Source organism: Nocardioides bigeumensis, assembly GCF_039531755.1.
In the GTDB taxonomy this organism is placed as follows: domain Bacteria; phylum Actinomycetota; class Actinomycetes; order Propionibacteriales; family Nocardioidaceae; genus Nocardioides; species Nocardioides bigeumensis.
In genome coordinates this window covers 193644-211343 of sequence record NZ_BAAAQQ010000001.1, presented here as the reverse complement: position 1 = coordinate 211343, position 17700 = coordinate 193644, and the positions used below count along the sequence as shown (strand labels likewise).

At 71.8% G+C, this 17700-nt stretch carries 21 protein-coding genes; 15 read left to right on the top strand and 6 right to left on the bottom strand.

Translation table 11 applies throughout. The features are described 5' to 3' along the window. Nucleotides 1-24: 24 nt before the first annotated feature. Complete coding sequence (locus ABD295_RS01085) at nt 25-255, bottom strand: hypothetical protein (protein WP_344301660.1); 231 nt, start codon at nt 253-255, stop codon at nt 25-27. Nucleotides 256-504: 249 nt separating this feature from the next. Here ABD295_RS01085 and ABD295_RS01080 point away from each other — a divergent pair, with 249 nt between their 5' ends. The 3 genes from ABD295_RS01080 to ABD295_RS01070 all read left to right on the top strand — a co-directional run bounded on the left by ABD295_RS01080 (nt 505) and on the right by ABD295_RS01070 (nt 2641). Next, on the top strand, nt 505-762 hold the full coding sequence (locus tag ABD295_RS01080; protein ID WP_344301658.1) for a hypothetical protein: 258 nt from the start codon (nt 505-507) through the stop codon (nt 760-762). A gap of 89 nt (nt 763-851) precedes the next feature. Then, nucleotides 852-1583 (top strand): flavodoxin family protein, encoded by a 732-nt coding sequence (locus ABD295_RS01075; RefSeq protein WP_344301657.1) that lies wholly within the window; start codon nt 852-854, stop codon nt 1581-1583. Nucleotides 1584-1585: 2 nt separating this feature from the next. After that, a complete protein-coding gene (locus ABD295_RS01070) occupies nt 1586-2641 on the top strand; it encodes an NAD-dependent epimerase/dehydratase family protein (protein ID WP_344301656.1) in 1056 nt (351 codons plus the stop codon). On the opposite strand, the gene ABD295_RS01065 is transcribed toward ABD295_RS01070, so the two are convergent. Continuing rightward, nucleotides 2626-3981 carry a hypothetical protein gene (locus ABD295_RS01065; RefSeq protein WP_344301655.1) on the bottom strand — a complete coding sequence of 452 codons (1356 nt, stop codon included), beginning with the start codon at nt 3979-3981 and terminating at the stop codon, nt 2626-2628. The genes ABD295_RS01070 and ABD295_RS01065 overlap by 16 nt on opposite strands. 90 nt (nt 3982-4071) lie before the next feature. Between ABD295_RS01065 and ABD295_RS01060 the strand changes: the two genes are divergently transcribed. The 9 genes from ABD295_RS01060 (at nt 4072) to ABD295_RS01020 (ending at nt 10629) form a co-directional block, all read left to right on the top strand. Next, the gene (locus ABD295_RS01060; RefSeq protein WP_344301654.1) at nt 4072-4755 is read left to right on the top strand and encodes a glycosyltransferase family 2 protein; all 684 of its coding nucleotides are present in this window, start codon (nt 4072-4074) and stop codon (nt 4753-4755) included. Beyond that, nucleotides 4752-5420 (top strand): TIGR04282 family arsenosugar biosynthesis glycosyltransferase, encoded by a 669-nt coding sequence (locus ABD295_RS01055; protein WP_344301652.1) that lies wholly within the window; start codon nt 4752-4754, stop codon nt 5418-5420. The genes ABD295_RS01060 and ABD295_RS01055 overlap by 4 nt, the downstream gene beginning before the upstream one ends. Further along, nucleotides 5417-6064, top strand: a complete 648-nt coding sequence (locus tag ABD295_RS01050) for a methyltransferase domain-containing protein (protein ID WP_344301650.1) — start codon at nt 5417-5419, stop codon at nt 6062-6064. The genes ABD295_RS01055 and ABD295_RS01050 overlap by 4 nt, the downstream gene beginning before the upstream one ends. Continuing rightward, nucleotides 6061-7230: a molybdopterin-dependent oxidoreductase gene (locus ABD295_RS01045; RefSeq protein WP_344301649.1), complete on the top strand. Its 1170-nt coding sequence runs from the start codon at nt 6061-6063 to the stop codon at nt 7228-7230. The genes ABD295_RS01050 and ABD295_RS01045 overlap by 4 nt, the downstream gene beginning before the upstream one ends. Then, nucleotides 7227-7679 carry a hypothetical protein gene (locus ABD295_RS01040; RefSeq protein WP_344301648.1) on the top strand — a complete coding sequence of 151 codons (453 nt, stop codon included), beginning with the start codon at nt 7227-7229 and terminating at the stop codon, nt 7677-7679. The genes ABD295_RS01045 and ABD295_RS01040 overlap by 4 nt, the downstream gene beginning before the upstream one ends. Then, on the top strand, nt 7657-8337 hold the full coding sequence (locus tag ABD295_RS01035; protein ID WP_344301709.1) for a response regulator transcription factor: 681 nt from the start codon (nt 7657-7659) through the stop codon (nt 8335-8337). Before ABD295_RS01040 ends, ABD295_RS01035 begins: the two co-directional genes overlap by 23 nt. Next, entirely contained in the window at nt 8334-9494 is a 1161-nt protein-coding gene (locus ABD295_RS01030; RefSeq protein ID WP_344301647.1) for a sensor histidine kinase, read from the top strand. Before ABD295_RS01035 ends, ABD295_RS01030 begins: the two co-directional genes overlap by 4 nt. 86 nt (nt 9495-9580) lie before the next feature. Beyond that, entirely contained in the window at nt 9581-9790 is a 210-nt protein-coding gene (locus ABD295_RS01025; protein WP_344301646.1) for a hypothetical protein, read from the top strand. Nucleotides 9791-9798: 8 nt separating this feature from the next. Continuing rightward, nucleotides 9799-10629, top strand: a complete 831-nt coding sequence (locus tag ABD295_RS01020) for a DUF72 domain-containing protein (RefSeq protein WP_344301645.1) — start codon at nt 9799-9801, stop codon at nt 10627-10629. A 102-nt stretch (nt 10630-10731) separates the two neighbouring features. Here the strand turns inward: ABD295_RS01020 and ABD295_RS01015 are convergent, their stop codons facing one another. Next, nucleotides 10732-11241 carry a hypothetical protein gene (locus ABD295_RS01015; RefSeq protein WP_344301644.1) on the bottom strand — a complete coding sequence of 170 codons (510 nt, stop codon included), beginning with the start codon at nt 11239-11241 and terminating at the stop codon, nt 10732-10734. 220 nt (nt 11242-11461) lie between these two features. On the opposite strand from ABD295_RS01015, the gene ABD295_RS01010 reads away from it, so the two are divergent. Together ABD295_RS01010 and ABD295_RS01005 are read left to right on the top strand one after the other, a co-directional pair. Further along, on the top strand, nt 11462-12442 hold the full coding sequence (locus tag ABD295_RS01010; protein ID WP_344301643.1) for a TIGR03885 family FMN-dependent LLM class oxidoreductase: 981 nt from the start codon (nt 11462-11464) through the stop codon (nt 12440-12442). Continuing rightward, the gene (locus tag ABD295_RS01005) at nt 12439-14106 is read left to right on the top strand and encodes an alpha-amylase family protein (protein ID WP_344301641.1); all 1668 of its coding nucleotides are present in this window, start codon (nt 12439-12441) and stop codon (nt 14104-14106) included. The genes ABD295_RS01010 and ABD295_RS01005 overlap by 4 nt, the downstream gene beginning before the upstream one ends. A gap of 51 nt (nt 14107-14157) precedes the next feature. On the opposite strand, the gene ABD295_RS01000 is transcribed toward ABD295_RS01005, so the two are convergent. The 3 genes from ABD295_RS01000 to ABD295_RS00990 form a co-directional block, all read right to left on the bottom strand. Continuing rightward, complete coding sequence (locus ABD295_RS01000; protein WP_344301639.1) at nt 14158-15861, bottom strand: SulP family inorganic anion transporter; 1704 nt, start codon at nt 15859-15861, stop codon at nt 14158-14160. Beyond that, nucleotides 15858-16193: an ArsR/SmtB family transcription factor gene (locus ABD295_RS00995; protein ID WP_344301638.1), complete on the bottom strand. Its 336-nt coding sequence runs from the start codon at nt 16191-16193 to the stop codon at nt 15858-15860. The genes ABD295_RS01000 and ABD295_RS00995 overlap by 4 nt, the downstream gene beginning before the upstream one ends. Nucleotides 16194-16437: 244 nt before the next feature. Further along, nucleotides 16438-17043 (bottom strand): sigma-70 family RNA polymerase sigma factor, encoded by a 606-nt coding sequence (locus ABD295_RS00990; RefSeq protein ID WP_344301637.1) that lies wholly within the window; start codon nt 17041-17043, stop codon nt 16438-16440. Between the two features lie 188 nt (nt 17044-17231). On the opposite strand from ABD295_RS00990, the gene ABD295_RS00985 reads away from it, so the two are divergent. After that, on the top strand, nt 17232-17699 hold the full coding sequence (locus tag ABD295_RS00985) for a hypothetical protein (protein ID WP_344301636.1): 468 nt from the start codon (nt 17232-17234) through the stop codon (nt 17697-17699). Nucleotide 17700: the final 1 nt, after the last annotated feature.

Genomic DNA, 17700 nt, shown 5'->3' with positions numbered 1-17700 from the left:
CGGGACGACATCGTTCAGATACGCTTACGCCGGCCGGCTCGAAGGAGTCGTGCGGGTCGCCGCCCTCCAGTCGGCCGTGGTGCGCGTCGTCGCTCCCGCGGTGCAGGCCCGGCCCGGAGCCACCCCGGGATCCGCGTCGAGGTCAGCGAGGCCGAGGTCGAGCAGTCGACCCCGGCCCTGCGCCTCCAGCAGCTCGACGTCGTCGTCGGCGACGAGTACGACGACCAGCCGCGGCCGATCTACGACGACCTCCACCGGGCCACGTTGCTCCGCGAACAGATCAGCCTGGTGCTGCCGGCCGGACACCCGCCCGCCGACGCGCTCCACGAGGCCGCGGAGCGCGAGACCCGCGCAGCACGCTGACGTCAGGCAGATCAGTGGCTAGGGGGCTCGATCCGCATGACGTCCCGACGGAGTCGAGCCCAACCGGCGAAGGAGTAGCGTGAAACCTGCCCGTCGCGCTTGCGCATGATGCGTGCGCCCAGCGAGCAGGACGGATCGACCATGTCGCAGCCCCGGCAGCATCCCAGCCCGCGCGAGCGGGAGCGCGTGATCGAGTGCCTGCAGGACCTCAACATCGCCCGTGCCCACCTCCACACGGCACGACGGAACACCCGCGAGTGGGACAAGCGCATGCTGCGCGACGACCTGCTCGTCTCCCTCGAGCGCTACGCGGCGGCGATCGCGCGGATGGGAGCTCCGGTTCCACGCCGGCTCCGCACCGAGATCGCGCTCTACAAGGGCCTGAAGAATCGAGGCTGACCCGTCGGAGCAGCGACCGCTCGACGATGTCACCACTTCGTCATGAGGGACGCGTTGCGCGGTGCCGAGGGCGCGAAGAGAGTGGGCGCATGACTGCCAGTCCCGATTCCACCGGTCCCGACTTCACCGGCCTGAAGGCCACCTTCGTCAACTGCACGCTCAAGCGCAGCCCCGAGCGCAGCCACACGCAGGGACTGGTCGACGCCAGCGCCGCGATCATGCGCAAGCACGGCGTCGAGGTCGAGGAGATCCGGCTCGTCGACCACGACGTGGCCACGGGGGTCTACCCCGACATGCGCGAGCACGGGTGGGAGACCGACGCGTGGCCGGAGCTGTCGCCGGGGATCATCGGCAGCGACATCCTCGTCGTGGCCGGGCCGATCTGGCTGGGGGACAACTCCTCACAGACCAAGAAGCTCATCGAGCGGATCTACGCCCACAGCGGCGAGCTGAACGACAAGGGGCAGTACCTCTTCTACGGCAAGGTCGCCGGCTGCCTGATCACCGGCAACGAGGACGGCATCAAGCACTGCGCGCAGAACGTGCTCTACAGCCTCCAGCACGTCGGCTACACGATCCCGCCCAACGCCGACGCGGGCTGGATCGGCGAGGCCGGCCCGGGGCCGTCGTACCTCGACCCCGGCAGCGGCGGTCCCGAGAACGACTTCACCAACCGCAACACCACCTTCATGACGTGGAACCTCCTGCACCTGGCGCGGATGCTGAAGGACGCCGGTGGGGTGCCGGGCTACGGCAACCAGCGCAAGGAGTGGGACGCCGGCACCCGCTTCGACTTCGAGAACCCGGAGTACAGGTCCTGACCATGCGAGTGCTGCTCACGGGATCGGCGGGCTTCATCGGGCGAGCGATCGGCGTCGCGCTCGAGGAAGCAGGCCACGACGTGGTGCGGGTCGACGCGATGCTGCCCCAGGCCCACGGGCACACGTCCCCACCGGAGGGCACCGAGCTGCTCGATGTGCGGGACGCCGCCGCGTGGACGCACCTGATCGCAGGGTGCGACGCGGTGTGCCACCAGGCCGCGGTCGTCGGGGCCGGGACCTCGACGGCCGACCTGCCTGTCTTCGCTGCCCACAACGACCTCGGGACCGCCTCCCTTCTTGCGGCCATGCACGACGCGGGCGTACGCCGGCTGGTGCTGGCGTCGTCGATGGTGGTGTATGGCGAGGGGCGGTACGCGTGTCTCCGTCACGGCGTGCAGGTGCCCGGTCCCCGCGCGGTGGGGGCGCTCGATGCCGGGGACTTCGAGAACCACTGCCCCCAGTGCGGCGATGCGCTGGACTGGGAGGCCGTCGACGAGGACGCCTGGCTGGACCCACGCAGCAGCTACGCCGCGAGCAAGGTCGCCCAGGAGCACTACACGCGTGCCTGGGCTCGGCAGGTCGACGGCGCGGTCGTCGCGTTGCGCTACCACAACGTCTATGGGCCCCACATGCCCCGGGACACGCCGTACTCCGGCGTCGCTGCGATCTTCAGGTCCTCCCTGGAGCGGCGGGAGCCGCCGCGCGTCTTCGAGGACGGTGGGCAGGTACGTGACTTCGTGCACGTCTCCGACGTGGCGCGGGCCAACGTGCTCGCGCTCGAGGCTGTGACCGAGGACCGGCCTCCGCAGCACGCCGCTTACAACGTCTGCTCCGGCAGGCCCGTCATCATCCAGGGAGTCGCGGAGCTGGTGACCCGCGGCTCCCACGTCGACGTGGCGCCGGTCGTCACGGGCCAGTACCGGTTGGGCGACGTGCGCCACATCGTCGCGTCCCCCGCGCGCGCGGCCGCGCAGCTGGGGTTCGTTGCCCGGGTCGGTCCGGAGACGGGACTTCCGGCCTTCGCCGAAGACCCGCTCCGGGATCACCAGCTCGTGTAGAGCAGGTGCTGCACGAGCAGTGCGGTGACGAGCTGCGCGGCCAGCGCCGGACGGCGCCAGCGCTCGGGCAACAGCGCGGTCGACAGCAGCAGCCACGGCACGAAGGGGAGCCAGATCCGCTCGACCTCGGCCTTGCTCATCCGCGACAGGTCTGCCGTGAGCACGGCCGTGGCCGCGGCGACGACAAGGGTCGCGACCACCCGGTCGGCGCGCCCGCGCAGCTCGACCAGTCGTCCGAGCCCGGCGCCCAGCGCGGGGCCGGCGCTGAGGAGGAGGGCGGCGAGGTTGCCCCACAGCCAGTACTCGGCGGGCCGCCGCCTCGCCAGTCCGTCCCAGTAGCGGTCGTGCAGCACGGGGTAGGCCTCCCACCAGGCGAACCCCAGGGCGGCGAACGCGAGCACCACGGCCAGCGCCGACAGGGCAGCGATCGGGAGCGCACGCCATGGACTGCCCTTCGAGCGACCCGGCCACAGCACCGCCAGAGCAAGGAAGCCCAGCAACGGCAGGCCGTAGGACACCATCACGCAGCAACCGAGGAGCAGCCCGGCGAGTGCCGCCCACGCCGCGGCGGGGACAGATTCTCTAGTGGTGGCAGCGACGGCGAGCGCGGCCAGGGCCCACGCCGCGAGCGCGGCGAAGAGCCCGTCCGCAGACACGGCCGCGAAGATCGCCGCGGGGGAGAGCACCACGAACGGCGCGGCGCGTCTTGCCGCGACCTCGGCGCCGAGCCGGCGCAGGGTGATCAGCACCGCAGGGGCGGTCGTGGCCGCCAGCACCGCGACCGTGGTGCCTGCCGCCAGGCTGCCGCCGAGGCCGATCTCGACCAGCCCGACGAAGAACAGAAGCGCCAGGGGCGGGTGTCCGGCCGGGTGCACGGTCCAGTTGTCCGGGCTGGTCAGGGGGATGCGGTCGACGTAGGTCTCGAGCATCACGCGTACGTCGGTGATCCCGCGCGCGGTGTGGAGGTAGTCGTAGCCGTGGTCCATCGTCCGGGTCAGGCCGGCGACCCCGTCGACGAGCGCGAGCGAGACGAGCCAGGCCAGCCCCGCCGCGTACGACGCCAGGAGGAGCCAGCGCCAGGAGAGCCGTGCCGCCACGTCGGCGGCGTACCGCCACGCGAGGACGGCGAGCGCGACAGCCGGGAGGGTGCCGGCGCCGAAGAGCTTCGGGTCCCAGAAGCCGTGCAACGGGGGCAGTCCGCCGCCGGCCGACCGGGCCCAGACCTCCCAGCCGGTCAACGGCGGGACGGTGAGGGCGGCGAGGACCAGGAGGACACCGACGAGGGCACCGATCGTCGTCCCGCTCACCCTCCGGCCCACCCGGCGAGCGTAGGTGCGCACGATGTCCGAGACCCTGGGTCGATGGGGGATGTCAGCGAACCGTAAGAGTTCGTGAGCCCGTCGGCGCGAGCGCGAACCTACGTTGACGACATGCCAGTTGCGCGCGGCCTAGAGCCTGACGCCGTCTGCGATCTCGTGCTGCCGTGCCGCGACGAAGCAGCGGCGCTGAGGCTGCTGCTGCCGCAGATCCCCGGCGTCTTCTCCGTGATCGTCGTGGACAACGGCTCCACGGACGGAACCCCCGACGTGGCAAGGGGTCTGGGTGCGCGCGTCGTCTCCGAGTCGATGCCCGGCTACGGCGCGGCGGTGCATGCAGGCCTGGTGGCGGCGACCCGGGACTTCGTGGCCGTGATGGACGGCGACGGCTCCTTCGACCCCGGCGACCTGCTCCCGTTGCTGGACGACGTCAGAACCGGACGCGCCGACCTCGCCGTGGGCCGGCGCCGTCCGGTCCGCGGCGGGGTCTGGCCGTGGCACGCCCGGTTGGGCAACGCCCTGGTCGTCGCCTGGCTGCGCCGCCGCATCGACCTGCCCGCGCACGACATAGCGCCGATGCGGGTCTTCCGCCGCCAGGCGATGCTCGACCTCGGCCTCCAGGACCGGCGCTTCGGCTATCCCGTCGAGCTGCTCCAGAAGGTGGTGCGAGCGGGGTGGCGGGTCGTCGAGCACGACGTTGCCTACCACCCGCGCGCCGAAGGCACCCGCTCGAAGGTGTCCGGCTCGGTCACCGGGACCGCGCGCACCGCGCGGGACTTCTGGCGGGTCCTCGCATGACATCTCGTCGCTCTCGAGCTGGGTCGCGGGTGCTCGTCGTCGCGAAGGCGCCGGTCGCTGGGCTGGCCAAGACGCGGCTGGCCCGTGACGTCGGCTTCGAGCGGGCAGCGGAGCTCGCGGCCGCGAGCCTGCTCGACACGCTCCGCGCGAGTGCCGAGGCCGTCGGCGTGGCGAGCTGCCACCTCGCGCTGACCGGTGACCTGCGAGCAGCAGCCCGGTCCGACGACCTCGCGAGCGCGCTCGCCGGGTGGACGGTCCACAAGCAGCGCGGACCCGACTTCGCGAGCCGGCTGGCTCACGCGCACCTGTCGATGCCGGCTGACCGAGCGGTCGTCCAGATCGGCATGGACACGCCGCAGCTGTGTGCTGCCGACCTCGTCTCCGCCGGAGACCTCACCGGCGAGCACGACGCCGTCCTCGGCCCCGCCCTCGACGGCGGCTGGTGGGTGCTGGCGATGCGCGATCCCGGCCGGTCCGCGGGGCTCGCCACCGTGCCGATGTCGAGCCCGACGACGTACGACGACACCTGGAGGGCGCTCGAGCACGCCGGCCTGCGCGTGGGCCCGACCTCGGAGCTGCGAGACGTCGACACCGTCGAGGACGCCGAGGCGGTCGCTCACCAGGCGCCCGACACCGAGTTCGCTCGGGCCTGGAGGGATCGATGAGCCGCGCGACGGGTTCCGACTCGTTCACCAACGTGTTCGCGCGCGCCCTGCAAGGCCACGCGTGCGTCGTCGAGGGGTTGGGCGACGGTCTGCAACAGGTGCCTGTCCATCTGTGGTCGCGCGCCGCCGACCGCTCGGACGCCGCGCTGCTGGACCATTGCGACGGCCCGACCCTCGACATCGGCTGCGGACCCGGGCGGATGACCCAAGGGCTCGCCGAGCGCGGCCACGTCGCGCTGGGGATCGACGTGGTCCACGAAGCCGTCCGGCAGACCCGCGACCGAGGCGTGCCCGCGCTCGTGCGCGACGTCTTCGACGCGCTGCCCGGGGAGGGTCGATGGCGCAGCGTCCTCCTTGCCGACGGCAACGTCGGCATCGGCGGCGACCCCGCGGTGCTGCTCGCACGGTTGCGTCAGGTGCTGGACCCACGTGGCCGCGTCGTCGTCGACGTCGCACCGCCCGGCGTGCCGCTGCGGTCGGTGTGGGCTTCGCTCGTCTGCGAGGGGGTGCGCAGCAAGCCGTTCCGCTGGGCCGTCGTCGGCGTCGACGACATCGGCGCGCTCGCGCGAGCCGCGGGCTTCGGCACGCTGGAGTGCCACGAGCACGACGGCCGCTGGTGCGCGGTGCTGACGGAGGCGGCATGACGACCGGCACACAGCTGAGGGCTCCTCGTGAGGAGGACTTCCGCTCGCACCTGCGCAGCCCCGCCGTGGCCGCCCGCGTCGGACTCTGGCTCGGCATCGCCTTCGCCGTCTGCTTCGTGACCGGGCTGATCAGCCACTACGCGCAGAACCCTGCCCAGCCGGTGCCGTTCCCCACCAGCCCGTCGTGGGGCTACCGGGTCACCCAGGGGGTGCACGTCGTGGCGGGCTACGGCTGCGTCCCGCTGCTGCTCGTGAAGCTGTGGACGGTGTTCCCCAAGCTCTTCGCCCGACCGCCCAAGGCGATGCGCGAGCTCGCGCTGCACGCGGCCGAGCGCGCGTCGATCGGCGTGCTCGTGGCTGCCGCGATCTTCCAGCTCGCCAGCGGCATCGCCAACGCCGCTCAGTGGTATCCCTGGACGACCTTCTCCTTCCGTGCCACCCACTACGCCGTCGCCTGGGTGGCGATCGGCGCCCTGGTCATCCACGTCGCCGTCAAGCTGCCGATCATCCGCCACGCACTCGGCGCCGAGGTCGACGACACCACGCAGGACCGTCCGGCCGCGACCGAGCCGGGGGTGCTGACCCGCCGGGGCCTGTTGCGCACGACCTGGTCGGCGGCCGGGGTGGCGGCCCTGGTCACCGCGGGCTCGGCCGTCCCACTCCTGCGCCGGGTCTCGGTGCTGGGCGTGCGGTCGGGCGACGGCCCGGGCGGCATCCCGATCAACAAGTCCGCGAGTGCCGCGGCGGTCACCGCGTCGGCGACAGCGGCGTCGTACCGGCTGGCTGTCGCGTACGCCGGCCGCGAGGTCACCTTGACCCGCGCCGACCTGGAGGCGCTCCCGCAGCAGACCGTGACCTTGCCGATCGCCTGCGTCGAGGGGTGGAGCGCGAGCGGTGAGTGGACCGGACCGACCGTCCGCGACGTGATGAGGCTCATCGACGCCCCGGCCGGCCGCGACCTCCGCGTCGAGTCGCTCCAGCAACGCGGGGCCTTCCGCGCGACGACGCTGTCGTCCGGCTTCGCCGACGACGAGCGGACGCTCCTGGCGCTCGGCCTCGACGGCGAGACGCTGGCGCTCGACCACGGCTACCCCTGCCGGCTGATCGCGCCCAACCGTCCCGGAGTCCTGCAGACCAAGTGGGTGGCCCGGATGGAGGCGCTGTGAGACTCCGGCTGGCGGTCGGCGCGACCGGCCTCGCCCTGGCGGCGTACGGCGCGTTCCTGGTCCTGTCCCGCCAGGGTTTGGGTGACTGGGTGGAGATCGCCGCGTGGTTGGCTGTGGGGGTGGTCGTCCACGACGGCGTGCTGGCTCCGCTCACGATCGGCGCGGGCCTGCTCGTGTCCCGCCGCCTGCCGGCCGTCGCGCGCGGACCGGTTGCCGTCGGCGCGGTGGTGCTCGCCTCCTCGACGCTGCTGGCGATCCCTGTGCTCGGCCGGTTCGGTGCCCGCCCCGACAACCCGACCCTGCTCGATCGCAACTACGTCGTCGGGTGGCTCGTGCTCGCCTTCCTCGTGACGGCGGGTGCCGTCGTCGGCACCGTGGTGCGTGCCCGCACCGTCGCGGTGGCACCCGTCAGAGGAGGTGGGCGTCCTGGCGCTCGTGCTGGTGGTTGACGACGACCACACCGTCCGCGAGGTGGTGGTGTCCTACTTGCGCGCCCACCGGCACGAGGTGGTGGAGGCCGCCGACGGTGAGGAGGCGCTGCGCTGCGTGAAGGACAGTGCGCCCGACCTCATCGTGCTCGACCTGATGCTGCCGGGCATCGACGGTCTGGAGGTGTGCCGTCGGCTGCGGCTGCAAGGTGAGGTCCCGATCATCATGCTGACCGCGCTGGGGTCCGAGACCGACCGCGTCGCCGGGCTCGAGATCGGTGCCGACGACTACGTCACCAAACCCTTCAGCCCGCGCGAGCTGGCGCTCCGCGTCGACTCGGTGCTGCGTCGTACGGACGCCGTGCCGGCGTCGCCGCCCGTGCTCACCGACGGCGACCTAGTGCTCGACAGCACCCGGCACGAGGCCCGGCGCGACGGGGCGCCGCTCGCCCTCACCGGCCGGGAGTTCGACCTGCTCCGCTTCCTGGTCGCGCACCCGGGCGTCGCGTACTCGCGCGACGACCTGCTGCAGCAGGTCTGGGGCTGGTCGGTCGGCGACTCGTCGACGGTCACCGTCCACGTGCGCCGCCTGCGCGAGAAGATCGAGTCCGACCCGAAGCGACCGTCCCGCCTGGTGACGGTCTGGGGCGTCGGCTACCGCTGGGAGGGCCTCGCATGACCGCGCTCGTCGGCTCGGACCAGGTCCAGATCGTCCTCATCGCCGTCGCCTGGTCCGGCGGTGCCGGCGTGGTGGGCCTGGGCATCGCCTACCTCCTGCGCCGCCGCTCGGTGCCGGTGCTGTCGGCCACGGTCGCGCTCGTCGCCGTCGGCGCGGTCATCGCCGGGATCATCGGCACGGCCCGGGCGATGTTCCTCTCCTCCCACGACTTCCGCGTCACGCTCATGGTGGCGGCGATCGCCGGCGTCGTCGCGGTGCTGGTCGCGACCCTGGTCGGCCGGGTCCTGTCACGGTGGTCGCGGCAGCTCGCCGACGAGACGCGGCGGTTCGGCGCCAGCGGGGAGTTCGTGGCCTCCGGGTCGTCGGCTCCCGTCGAGCTGCGTCAGCTCGCAGCCGAGCTCGAGCGCACCAGCGAGCGACTCGCGCAGTCGCGGGCGCGCGAGCGGCGGTTGGAGGAGGCCAGGCGCGAGCTGGTGGCCTGGGTGTCGCACGACCTGCGCACGCCCCTCGCCGGTCTCCGCGCCATGACCGAGGCGCTCGAGGACGGCATCGCGCCGGAGCCCGAGCGCTACCACCGGCAGATCCGGGCCGAGGTCGACCGGATGACGCGGATGGTCGACGACCTGTTCGAGCTCTCCCGCATCCACTCCGGCACCCTCGAGCTGAGCCCGCAGTCACTGTTGCTCGGCGACCTGGTCAGCGAGGCGATCGCGGGTGCCGACCCGGTCGCGCGCGTGCGCGGCGTACGGCTGGGTGGGCGCGTCGAGGAGGGCATCGAGGTGCACGCCGACGCCCAGGGCCTCTCGCGGGTGCTGTCCAACCTGGTCATGAACGCGATCCGGCACACCCCGTCGGACGGCACCGTGGAGATCGTCGGACGCCAGGTGGCCGGCGCCGTCGAGCTCAGCGTCACCGATGCCTGCGGAGGCATCCCCGACGCGGACCGGGAGCGCGTCTTCGACGTCGCGTGGCGCGGGGTCGACGCCCGCACGCCCGCCGCGCCCGGTGAGGCCGACGACCGCACCTCGGGAGCCGGCCTCGGCCTGGCCATTGTGAAGGGCATCGTCGAGGCGCACAGCGGCCAGGTCAGCGTCGAGAACCTCGACGCACCGCCGGCCGGCTGCCGGTTCCTGGTGCGTCTCCCCGCGCCAGCCTGAGCCTGCCTGAGCCTGCTTGGGCCTGCCTGATGACATCGCCCCGCCCGGGGTACCTCAGGGCGACCCTCCACCTACCGAGGAGCGACATGAGCGAAGGCACCGAGCGCAAGGAAGACGGACAGATCTCCGAGGTCGGCGCCCTCGAGGGCTCCGGCGAACCGATCACGCCCGGCGACGCGACGGCCGGCTACCCCTTCGAGGAGGCGGAGTCGGGGCGGCCGGACGAGGGCACCGCTGGTCCCAACGCCGCGCCGCGACACGGACGCACCGAGAAGTCCAACGAGTCATCGAGGTAGACGCTGACGTGCCAGCCCGGGTACGGGTCGGGATCTCCGGGTGGCGCTACCCGCGCTGGCGCGGTGACTTCTACCCCGCCGGGTTGTTGCAGCGCGAGGAACTGGCGTACTCCGCCGCGCGGCTGTCGACCGTGGAGCTCAACGGCTCGTTCTACTCCCTGCAGCGGCCGTCGTCGTACCGCGCGTGGCGTGAACAGGTCCCGGACGACTTCGTGCTCGCGGTCAAGGGCGGTCGCTTCATCACGCACCTGAAGCGGCTGCGCGGTGGCGAGGCCCCGCTCGCCAACTTCTTCGCCTCGGGCGTCCTCGCACTCGGGCCGACGCTGGGTCCGATCCTCTGGCAGCTGCCGGAGGCGGTGGCGTACGAGGCGGACGTCCTCGAGGAGTTCCTCTCCCTGCTGCCCGGGACCACCGGGGAGGCCGCCGAGCTGGCTCGACGGCACGACGACAAGCTGCCGGTCGCGCGCACGCTGACCGACGCCGAGGAGGATCGCCCCCTGCGCCATGCCCTCGAGTTCCGCAGCCCTTCGTTCCTGACCGGCGCCGCCGTCGACCACCTGCGCAGGCACGGCGTCGCGACCGTGGTGGCCGACACCGCCGGCCGGTGGCCGCAGAGCCTCGAGGTCACGGGTGACCACGTGTACGTGCGGCTGCACGGCGAGCGGGTGCTCTACCACGGCAGCTACTCCGACGAGGCGCTCGACCTGTGGGCGGAGCGCTGCCGCGCCTGGGTCAGCGAGGGTCTCGACGTGCACGTCTACTTCGACAACGACGCGGACGGGGCCGCGCCGCACGACGCGATCCGACTGCAGGAGCGGCTGTCCCCGGGGTCGGGGTGACGTGGCGGTCCGGCGATCCTCAGGCGTCCGAGACCTTCTGACCCGCGCTGGGGGCGCCGATCTCGAAGCCGTGCACGACGAGCTCGATCGCCTCGTCGGAGGTCATCGCGACGACTTCCGAGCCCTCCCGGTCGAACGACGGGCTGGCGCCGTCTTCTTCGTCGCCGTCTTCTTCGTCGCCGTCTTCTTTGTCGCCGTCGTACGCGTCGACTTCTTGGCGGGCGTCCGCTTCTGGGGGCCGGCGTCACGAGACCCGGCGGCGACGAGCGCCTGGGCAGCCGCCAGCGCAGCCTCGGCCTTGGCCAGCTTCTTGCGTCGCTTGGCCAGCTGCGCGTCGAGCTCCTGGAGCTCCTCGGCGGCCTGGGTCCGGTGCGCCTCGGTCTCCTGGGAGAGGCGGGCGGCGTCCTTGCGCGCCCACCTGGCCTGGGCGGTCTCTCGCTTGAGCGCCGCGTGCCGCTCGCGTGCGACGTCGGCCGCCTTGGCGGTGTCCTCGGCGACCCGACTGGTGTCCTCGAGCCGGGTGCGCGCCAGCGAGTGAGCGGTCTCGGTCTGCTCGTGCTTGCGCCGCTGCTTCTCCAAGCGCTGCTCGAGCAGCTGCGGGTCCTGGTCCATGGTGGCTCCCTCCGTGCGTCGGAGGTCCGGTACCCACCCCCGCCCTTCGCGAGACCGGCACGGTCAATACCGACAGCTGCGCAGGACTGACCATCGTCCGGCCCGTTCGCGCGGCGCCGCGGTGCAGCAAGAGGACCACGCCGTCGCCGCAAGGGAGGGTGCACTGCCCCGCACATGCGGGTGTGGTGCGGCAGGTAGAGCGAGCGGTTGGCTGGGGAACGTGACCCGTATCGGCTTCCACGCCTCGCACGAGCAGATCGACCCTCGACAGCTCCTGGCGGACGTGCAGCACGCCGAGCAGGCCGGCTTCGACATGGCGATGTGCTCGGACCACTTCTCGCCCTGGACCTCACGCCAGGGCCACAGCGGCTACACATGGTCCTGGCTGGGCGCCGCTCTGGCGACCACGGACCTCGACCTCGGGTGCGTGAGCGCCCCCGGACAGCGCTACCACCCGGCCATCGCCGCGCAGAAGATCGCGACCCTGGGAGTGATGTTCCCCGGTCGCTTCTGGGTCGCGCTCGGCAGCGGCGAGGCCTCGAACGAGCGGGTGACCGGAGACCCGTGGCCGGACAAGGAGACGCGCACGCGGCGCCTGGAGGAGTGCGTGGAGGTGATCCGTGCGTTGCTGTCCGGCGACGTGGTCACGCACCACGGCCTCGTGACCGTCGAAGGTGCCCGGGTCTGGGAGCGCGCGGACCCGCTGCCGCTGCTCGTCGGGCCCGCGGTCTCGGCGGAGAGCGCGGGCCGCGTCGCCGCGTGGGCGGACGGACTGGTCACCGTCAACCAGCCACGCGACCAGCTGCGCAAGGTGCTCGACGCCTACCGGGACGCCGGTGGCAAGGGACGCGCGGCGGTTCAGGTGCACCTGTCGTGGGCGGCGACCGAGGAGGAGGCGCTGTCGGTGGCGCACGACCAGTGGGCGGCCAACGTCTTCGCACCGCCCGTGCCGTGGGACACCTCCACGGTCGAGGCATTCGACGCGCTCGCCGAGCAGGTGCCCCTCGAGGCGGTACGACAGCCGGTGCTCGTCTCCGCCGACCTGGGTCAGCACGCGCAGTGGCTGTCCGAGCTCGCCGAGCTCGGCTTCGACGACCTCTACCTGCACCATGTCGGCCAGCAGCAGTCGGCGTACATCGACACGTTCGGTGAGCACGTGCTCCCAGCGCTGCAACGTGCTCCGACGGGAGCCTCGGCATGAGCCGGATGGCCAACACCAGCGACGTCTGGTGGAAGGACGCCGTCATCTACTGCGTCGACGTCGAGACCTTCCAGGACTCCGACGGCGACGGGATCGGGGACTTCTCCGGCCTGACGAGCCGCGTCGACTACCTCGCCGAGCTCGGCATCACGTGTCTGTGGCTGATGCCGTTCTACCCGACGCCCGACCGCGACGACGGGTACGACATCACGGACCTGTTCGGCGTCGACCACCGGCTCGGCACCCACGGCGACCTCGTGGAGCTGATCCGAACGGCCGGAGACCGCGGCATCCGCGTCATCGCCGACCTGGTGGTCAACCACACCTCCGACCGGCACCCATGGTTCAAGGAGGCGCGCCGCAGCAAGACCAACCGCTATCGCGACTACTACGTCTGGCGCGCCGACCCGCCGCCGGACACCTCGGACCAGGTCGTCTTCCCGGACAAGGAGGACAGCATCTGGGAGCACGACCCGAGGACGGGGGAGTGGTACCTCCACCACTTCTACTCCCACCAGCCGGACCTCAACTTCGCCAACCCGGCGGTCCGTGACGAGATCGCCAAGTCGATGGGGTTCTGGCTCCAGCTGGGCCTGGCGGGCTTCCGCGTCGACGCGGTGCCGTTCCTGGTGGCCGACGTCGAGACCGGCGGGGACGCCGTACCGGGCGACCCCCACGAGTACCTGAAGGCGCTACGGGCGTTCCTGGGGCGCCGCCGCGGTGACGGGGTGCTGCTCGGCGAGGTGAACCTGCCGCGCAGCGAGCAGCGTCAGTACTTCGGGGGTGCGGCGGGCGACGAGCTCCAGATGCAGTTCGACTTCATCACGATGCAGTCCCTCTACCTGGCGCTGGCCCGCCAGGACGCCCGGCCTCTCAGCAAGGCGCTGCGGGGCAGGCCGCGCATCCACCCGGACTGCCAATGGGCGACGTTCGTGCGCAACCACGACGAGCTGACGCTCGACAAGCTGTCCGACGACGAACGGCAGGAGGTCTTCGCGGCGTTCGGTCCGGAGCCGGCCATGCAGGTGTTCGGCCGTGGGCTGAAGAGGCGGGTGCCGCCCATGCTCGCGGGAGACCCGCGCCGGATCCGGATGCTCTACAGCCTGCTCTTCTCCCTGCCGGGCACGCCCACGCTGTACTACGGCGAGGAGATCGGGATGGGCGAGGACCTCGCAGCCGAGGGGCGGATGGCCGTGCGCACCCCGATGCAGTGGGAGCCCGGCCGAACCGGTGGCTTCTCCTCGGCCACGCCGTCACGGCTGGTGCAGCGGATGGTGCCTGACGGCTACGGTCCCGACCACGTCAACGTGCGCGACCAGATACGTGACCCGGACTCCCTGTGGACCTTCGTGCAGACGCTGATCCGTGCCTACCGAGACTGTCCGGAGCTCGGCTGGGGCGACTTCGCGGAGCTGCGGCAGCCACAGCGCTCCGTCCTGGCGCACACCTGCACGTGGGAAGGCTCGACGGTCGTCGCGGTGCACAACCTCGCGTCGGAGCCGGTCTCGCTCGAGCTGTCGGTGCCGCTCCCCGATGACGGGTCCTGGCGCCTGGAGGACGTGTTCGTCCTTGGGGCCGTGGAGCTCGACAACGGTGGGAGGGCGGCACTCTCGCTCGACGGCTACGACCACCGGTGGTTCCGGCTGGTGGAGGCCACGCAGTAGAGACGTCAGGCGCCGGGAACCCTTGAGGGCTCCAGACGCATGACATCCCGATCAGTGGCGCGGCGCAGGGGTGTGCGCCACCCGGGCAGCATGCAGGCGCGCATGAGCGATGGCCTCGGGCGTGGCTGGGAACAGGTGTCGTTCGTGAGCGAGGTGGTCGTGGACCCCGAGCTCGCGGAGGACGCGTTCGTGCTGGGCCTGGACGCCGGAGAGGAGCACCGTGATCGCTCGCTTCTCGAGTCGACGGATGGTGTCGGCCAGCACACTGGCGCCCGTGGCGTCGATGCTCGTGACGCGTGCCATGCGCAGCACCACGACGCGTACGTCGCTGACCTCGGCGAGCTCGAGGAGGAAGTCGTGCGCAGCCGCGAAGAACAGCGGGCCGTCGATGCGGAAGGCCACGATGTGCTCGTCGAGGAGAGATTGCTCCTCTTCGGAGTGGTCGCCGTCGAGCAGCGGCACCTCGTCCAGCCGCACGGCTCTCGCGGTCTCACGCAGGGCGAAGAACCCGGCCAGGACCAGCCCGATGAGGACGGCGGTCGCCAGGTCCAGGGCAACGGTCGCGACGGCGGTGACGACGAGGACGGCCGCGTCCCTGGGCGTGGAGCGGAGGAGCGCTGTGAGGCTGGAGACCCGGACCATCTGGACGGCGGTGGCGATGAGCACCCCGGCGAGGGCGGCCAGCGGGATCTCGCTCACCCATCGAGCGGCCACCAGCACGACCAGCAACAGGATCACGGCGTGCGTCAGGGCCGCGAGGCGGGAGCTGGCGCCCGAACGCACGTTGACCGCGGTGCGAGCGATGGCCGCAGTGGCCGGGATGCCGCCGAACAGCGGGGCGCCCAGGTTGGCCAGCCCCTGGCCCACGAGCTCTCGGTTGGAGTCGTGTCGCTGGTCGACGCTCATGGCATCGGCCACGGTCGCCGAGAGCAGGCTCTCGAGGGCGGCGAGTGCGGCCACGGCGATCGCGGGCAGCAGCAGGGACGTGAGGTCACCGATCGGCACGACGGGCAACGCGGGCGCGGGTAGTCCGGAGGGGATGTGCCCGATCGTCGCGGCGCCCCAGCCGAGTGACGTGTTCGCGAGCGTGGCCAGGCCCACCGCGATCAGGGACCCCGGGACCCTCGGAACGATCCGGGCGAGGACGAGGAGCGACACACCGACACCGACCGCGACCAGGACCGAGACCCAGACCGGGTGGCCGATCGACACGCGGACGGCGCGGACGGCGAGCACGACGACGTTGTCCGCCTGCACGTCGGCTCCCAAGACGTTCGGCACTTGCTGGAGCGCGATGATGACCGCGATGCCGATGGTGAATCCCTCCACCACCGGGACGGGCACGTAGCGGATGATGCGCCCGGCTCCGGCGTACCCCAGACCGATCAGGATCAGTCCGGCGAGCAGACCGACCACGAGGACACCGTCTCGGCCGTGGACAGCGATGATCGGGACCAGGATCACCGTCATCGCGCCCGTCGGCCCGCTGACCTGGACGCGGCTGCCACCGAAGACGGCGGCCAGTGCGCCGGCGACGATCGCGGTGATGAGGCCGGCCCGCGCGCCCATCCCCGAGCTGACCCCGAACCCCAGGGCGAGCGGCAACGCGACCAGACCCACCATGAGGCCCGCGCTCAGGTCCCGTGCAGGGCGGACGTGCGCCCAGTCGGCGCGCCGGGGCAGCACCTCGGACGTACGTCGCGCCAGCCGCCGCGCCCAGGTGGAGCACACCCGGGACGCGGAGTCGGCACTCACGATCGGTCGGGCGGTGTCAGCTCGGCCGCCAGCTCGCCCTGCTCCGTGATCAGTCCGGACAGGATCTTGCGCGCGGCCATGAGGAGGTCGCGCACCTCCGGCACGCTGACCGAGTAGACGACCTCACCACCACGGCGGTGGGAGACGACCATCGAGGTCCGTCGGAGCACCGCGAGCTGCTGGGAGAGGTTGCTCGGCTCGATGTCGACCCGCTCGAGCAGCTCGTGGACCGCGTGGTCGCGCTCGGACAGCAGCTCGAGGATGCGGATCCTCGCGGGGTGGCCCAGGGTCTTGAAGAACTCTGCCTTGGCTTGGTAGAGCGGCACGCTCACCGCCGACTCCTCCCACCCGCAGGGCCGGCCGGTCGGCCGGTTCACATGAAGATATCATGATGTGAAGAAGTCTTCATGTGGGGGAACGCCGTTAACGAGGTCGAACACGCTGAGCTCCCTGAGTGTCGGCGGACGTTGCCGTCAACGTAGGGACGCGAACCTGCACGCCACCTGACCGGCACGGGTCGCACGCGCTCGCGCTCCGACTGTGGCCGGCTCCGCTCGCGCGGTCGTCGCAACGGTCCTAGACCACCGGGAGACAAGGGCTCTCGTCGGATCGCACCGTCACGTCGGCGAGGCCGCCCCGCGCGTCCAGGCTCACCTCGCAGCAGTGCGTGATCTCTGCCCGCAACAGTCGCCGGCCGCGTTGGACGCGCGACTTCATGCCCGACCTGCTCAGCCCGAGCCGGTCCGCGGCTGCCTCGTGCGTCAGGCCGCCGAGATCGGTGAGCTCGAGGGCCGCCCGATAGCTGTCCGGGACACGGCCGAGCAACGTGCGCAGGCACCCGCTCAGCAGCTCGTCCGCCGGTTCGTCCTCCACGGCGCTGCCGCCGAGCATCGGATCCATGTCCTCGGGGTCGACCGGCACGGGACGACTGTCGCGCCGACGGTGGTGGTCGGTGATCGCGTTGCGCGCGATGCGGTACATCCACCCGTAGAACGCGCCTACGTCTCGGAGCTGCTCGACGCTGCGATACAGCCGGAGCAGCGTCTCCTGGGTGATGTCGTCGGCGTCCTGCGCGTGCGCCACCCTCCGACGCACGAAGCTGCGAACGGCGTTCGCGACCTCCTCGGCGTCGGTGTAGCAGCGGCACCCCTGGGTCGGGCCCTGCCCGCAGCAGCTGTCCAACGGACTCTCCTCACACGCTCGTGTCATTCTCCGGCTCCCGTGCGGACGTGACCAGCAGTGGAAGGACGCAGATCCGCTTCGTCAGGCGGAACTGGTCTGGTCCAGCTGTCGGATCTGCGTCCCGCGTGCCGAGCCGGCGTCCGAGAGCTCGACACACCCACCAGTCCAAGCCACGAAGGAGATCCACCATGTCCAGACGTCTTCTTGTCCTCGCGGCCGTCGCCGCGACGATCCTCAGCGCGTTGCTCGCGGCACCTGCCCAGGCGCGCCCGGCCAAGCTCCAGCTCACCGGTCTTGGGGACGCGGTCGTCCCGGCCGACGGAGCCGCCACCTTCACCGCCTACCTCAACGGCACACCCCTCTCCGGTCGTGCAGAGGGGAGGCTGGAGCCGGCCGACGGCACCCTGCCGATCGTCGGCACCTGTGAAGAGGCCACGGCCCGCCTCTACGTCCACGATGGAGCCGGTCGCTTCGTCGACCTGGTCGCCGAAGCAGGTCAGGTCTGCTCGATCTGGCTCCCCCTCGGCACCATGCAGGCCTTCGATGGCCACTTCGCCGTGGTGTCCACGAGCGAGCGGAAGCTGCGCCGCGTCGACGGTCCGCTCCAGGTGCGGCTGCTCGGCGAGCAGAGCGACATCTACGCGACCGGCGGCTGAG